The sequence below is a fragment of the Quisquiliibacterium sp. genome (genome assembly GCF_982640115.1).
Genome location: NZ_CEXFHW010000281.1, coordinates 1 through 3,289 on the forward strand (window position 1 = coordinate 1; position 3,289 = coordinate 3,289).

General features: G+C 64.7%; 4 protein-coding genes. All 4 read left to right on the forward strand.

The features are described 5' to 3' along the window. Positions 1 to 259, forward strand: a 259-nt coding sequence (rpsL, locus tag AC2H6A_RS18885; protein WP_484275264.1) for a 30S ribosomal protein S12, incomplete at its 5' end; no start/stop codon positions are given. Positions 260 to 454: 195 nt separating this feature from the next. Then, a complete protein-coding gene (rpsG, locus tag AC2H6A_RS18890) occupies positions 455 to 925 on the forward strand; it encodes a 30S ribosomal protein S7 (RefSeq protein ID WP_484275265.1) in 471 nt (156 codons plus the stop codon). Between the two features lie 67 nt (positions 926 to 992). Next, the gene (fusA, locus tag AC2H6A_RS18895; protein ID WP_484275266.1) at positions 993 to 3,098 is read left to right on the forward strand and encodes an elongation factor G; all 2,106 of its coding nucleotides are present in this window, start codon (positions 993 to 995) and stop codon (positions 3,096 to 3,098) included. A 42-nt stretch (positions 3,099 to 3,140) separates the two neighbouring features. Further along, positions 3,141 to 3,289, forward strand: a 149-nt coding sequence (locus AC2H6A_RS18900; protein WP_484273792.1) for a GTP-binding protein, incomplete at its 3' end; no start/stop codon positions are given.

Here is a 3,289-nt window from a genome sequence, read left to right on the forward strand (position 1 = left end):
CACCCCCAAGAAGCCGAACTCAGCGCTGCGAAAAGTCGCCAAAGTGCGCCTGACCAATGGGTTTGAGGTGATCAGCTACATCGGCGGCGAAGGCCACAACCTTCAGGAGCACTCGGTGGTGCTCATCCGCGGTGGTCGCGTCAAGGATCTGCCCGGCGTGCGCTACCACATCGTGTGCGGCTCGCTCGACCTTCAGGGCGTCAAGGACCGCAAGCAGGCGCGCTCGAAGTACGGCGCCAAGCGGCCCAAGAAGGCCTGATCCGGCCGGATCTGTTTTGTCGGGCGCGGGGCCATCCGGGTCGTTCCGGGTGCCCGCGCCCTTTGTTCTGGCGGCGCCTTGGTGCCGCCGAGTAAGCGGTCATCCCGTCGCGTCCCTCCGGGCGCGGTCTGTCGGATGGCCCGTTGCGCCGGGCGCATCGCCCGGCGAAACCGCTGAAGCCAGGAGAAAGTTGCCATGCCCCGTCGTCGCGAAGTACCCAAGCGTGAAATCCTCCCCGACCCGCTCTACGGCAGCGTCGAGGTTTCCAAGTTCATCAATGTGCTGATGCTCGACGGCAAGAAGGCCGTGGCCGAGCGCATGCTCTACGGCGCCTTCGGCCAGATCAAGTCGCGCTCCGGCAAGGACCCCATCGAGGTCTTCGCGCAGGCGCTGCAGAACTGCCGCCCGATGGTCGAGGTCAAGAGCCGCCGGGTGGGTGGCGCCAACTACCAGGTGCCGGTCGAGATCCGCCCGGTTCGCCGGATGGCGCTTGCCATGCGCTGGCTGCGTGAGGCGGCCAAGAAGCGCGGCGAGAAATCCATGGGCCAGCGCCTGGCCAACGAGATGATGGAAGCCTCCGAGAACCGCGGCGGCGCCGTCAAGAAGCGCGACGAAGTCCACCGGATGGCCGAGGCCAACAAGGCTTTCGCCCACTTCCGGTTCTGACCCGGGCTTTCCGCCCGAAACCCAAGGGCCCACGAGGCCCCGCCCTGCACGTCTGGAGCACCTGACCATGGCCCGCAAGACCCCCATCGAGCGATACCGGAACATCGGCATCTCGGCGCACATCGACGCCGGCAAGACCACCACCACCGAGCGCATCCTTTATTACACCGGCGTCAATCACAAGATTGGCGAGGTGCACGATGGCGCCGCCACGATGGACTGGATGGAGCAGGAGCAGGAGCGCGGCATCACCATCACCTCGGCCGCCACCACCTGCTTCTGGAAGGGCATGGACATGTCCTATCCGGAGCACCGGATCAACATCATCGACACCCCGGGGCACGTCGACTTCACCATCGAGGTCGAGCGTTCCATGCGGGTGCTCGACGGCGCGTGCATGGTCTACTGCGCGGTGGGCGGTGTTCAGCCCCAGTCCGAGACCGTCTGGCGCCAGGCCAACAAGTACGGCGTGCCGCGTCTTGCCTTCGTCAACAAGATGGACCGCATCGGCGCCAACTTCTTCAAGGTGCATGACCAGATGCGCGCCCGTCTGCGTGCCAATCCCATTCCCATCCAGGTGCCGATCGGTGCCGAGGAAAACTTCAAGGGCGTGGTCGATCTGGTCCGCATGAAGGCCATCTACTGGGATGACGCCTCGCAGGGCATGAAGTTCGAGATGAAGGACATCCCGGACGACCTCGCCGACACCTGCTCCGAGTGGCGCGAGAAGATGCTCGAGGCCGCCGCCGAGGCCAACGAGGAACTGATGAACAAGTACCTCGAGGAGGGTGACCTCTCGGTCGAGGATCTGAAGCTCGCCATCCGCCAGCGCACCATCGCCGGCGAGATCGTGCCCATGCTCTGTGGCACCGCGTTCAAGAACAAGGGCGTGCAGGCCATGCTCGACGCGGTCATCGACTATCTCCCCTCGCCGGTGGACATCCCCCCGGTGAAGGGTGCTGACGACAGCGAGAAGGAGGTCTATCGCAAGGCCGATGACGGCGAGAAGTTCTCGGCGCTGGCCTTCAAGCTGATGACCGATCCGTTCGTGGGCCAGCTCACCTTCATTCGCGTGTACTCCGGCGTGCTGAACTCGGGCGACACCATCTACAACCCGATCAAGGGCAAGAAGGAACGCATCGGCCGTCTGCTGCAGATGCACGCCAACCAGCGTGACGAGATCAAGGAAGTGCGCGCCGGCGACATCGCCGCCTGCGTCGGCCTGAAGGATGTCACCACGGGCGAAACCCTCTGCGACCCCGAGAACGTCATCATTCTCGAACGCATGGTCTTCCCCGAGCCGGTGATCTCGCAGGCCGTCGAGCCCAAGACCAAGGCCGACCAGGAAAAGATGGGCATTGCCCTGGGCCGTCTTGCCCAGGAGGATCCCTCCTTCCGCGTGCGCACCGACGAGGAATCCGGCCAGACCATCATCTCGGGCATGGGCGAGCTCCACCTCGAGATCATCGTCGACCGCATGAAGCGCGAGTTCAGCGTCGAGGCCTCGGTGGGCAAGCCGCAGGTGGCCTACCGCGAGACCATCCGCAAGCCGGTCGACGAGGTCGAGGGCAAGTTCATCAAGCAGTCGGGTGGTCGCGGTCAGTACGGCCACGTGGTCATCAAGCTCGAGCCCCTCGAGCCGGGCGGCCCGGGCTTCGAGTTCGTCGATGCCATCAAGGGCGGCGTGGTGCCGCGCGAGTTCATCCCGGCGGTCGAGAAGGGCATCCGCGAGACCCTGCCCGCGGGCGTGCTCGCCGGCTACCCGGTGGTCGACGTGAAAGCCACCCTGTTCTTCGGCTCCTACCACGACGTCGACTCCAACGAGAACGCGTTCAAGCAGGCTGCGTCGATCGCCTTCAAGGAAGGCATGCGTCGGGCCAGCCCCGCGCTGCTCGAGCCGATGATGTCGGTCGAGGTCGAAACCCCCGAAGACTACGCGGGCACGGTGATGGGCGACCTCTCCTCCCGCCGTGGCATGGTCCAGGGCATGGAAGACATGGCGGGCGGTGGCAAGGCCATCCGCGCCGAGGTGCCGCTGGCCGAGATGTTCGGCTACTCCACCACGCTGCGCTCGCTCACCCAGGGCCGCGCCACCTACACCATGGAATTCAAGCAGTACGCAGAAGCGCCCAAGAATGTGGCCGAGGCCATTATCTCGGCGCGTACCAAGTGACGCTGACAGACAGCAACGTTCTTTGAAATCGGAGAAAGAGCAATGGCCAAAGGCAAATTCGAGCGCACCAAGCCGCACGTGAACGTGGGGACGATTGGGCATGTGGACCACGGCAAGACGACGCTGACGGCGGCGATCACGACGGTGCTGTCGACGAAGTTCGGTGGCGAGGCGAAGAAGTACGACGACAT

Coding starts and splice junctions, on each gene's coding strand:
- rpsG (WP_484275265.1), top strand. CDS start 455: ATGCCCCGTCGTCGCGAAGTACCCAAGCGTGAAATCCTCCCCGACCCG.
- fusA (WP_484275266.1), top strand. CDS start 993: ATGGCCCGCAAGACCCCCATCGAGCGATACCGGAACATCGGCATCTCG.